Source organism: Pseudomonas kilonensis (assembly GCF_001269885.1).
Classification (GTDB): Bacteria; Pseudomonadota; Gammaproteobacteria; order Pseudomonadales; family Pseudomonadaceae; genus Aquipseudomonas; species Aquipseudomonas kilonensis.
Window position 1 is genome coordinate 1 of the sequence record NZ_LHVH01000039.1, and the last position, 924, is coordinate 924.

The 924-nt window shown below is 59.2% G+C and carries 1 pseudogene; it reads left to right on the forward strand.

The window, feature by feature from the left end:
• The first annotated feature begins 153 nt into the window (after positions 1 to 153).
• Positions 154 to 476 (forward strand): annotated as a pseudogene (locus tag AD662_RS27920) (DUF6124 family protein).
• Positions 477 to 924: the final 448 nt, after the last annotated feature.

Below are 924 nucleotides of genomic sequence, written 5' to 3' on the forward strand. Positions count from 1 at the left end.
GACACACCCGTGTCGCTCAATGGCGGCTGTGTGCGGGAGACCTTCGGGTCTGCCGGGTTCCTGGTTTCCCGGTCTTGCAGACCCGCGCATAGCCGCCACCCATCATCTGCAAGTATGTCTGGCAGCGCCTCATAAATAACCAGGAGCTGCACAATGTTCAAGATCACCCCCAATCCCCCCCGAAGACGAATCCAAAAAACTCGACGAAGCCGCCGACCTCGCCCTCGCCTTTTACCTCGATCCAAAACCTGAAAAACCCACTCCACAACCGGGCCAGTTCTGTCGCGCAAGACGCGGACCTGGAATGCCTGCTGGCCAACCTCAGCGAAACCCTCGCCTCGGTCAATGTCATGGCCAACGAACTGGCCTTTGATTTGGAAGGCGCGCAACGGAGTTTTGCCCTGGGGATCCAGCAGATGGTCGAGCTGAGTGAGTTGCTGGCGAGCCGCGCACTGGACATCGCTGCGCAGCGATAAGCGCTCCCCTCCCTTCAAGCCAAGTGACAAATGAAAGAGAGGGAAACTTATCCCCTGTGGGAGCAAGGCTTGCCCGCGATGAAGGCGACACGGTTTCAGGGGGACCGAGGTGCCTGCATCGCGGGCAAGCCTTGCTCCCACAGATCAATCTCCTAGCCACAAATTGTGTGTCCGGCTTTGGCTCTGTTTATCGGGCCATGTAGGACTCCCGAGCGAGGCTACGCTGCCTTGCGTCATTGCCTACAACTACGCCAGAATCCGCCGGCTTGTGCGCTTGGCACCCCATCGATAACTTGTTTCCCGTCACTGCCCATCAGTGATCGGGTCTGCAAGCCCGACGAAATACCAGGCGCATAGCCACAAGCCAATCGACACACCCGTGTCGCTCAATGGCGGCTGTGTGCGGGAGACCTTCGGGTCTGCCGGGTTCCTGGTTTCCCGGTCTTGC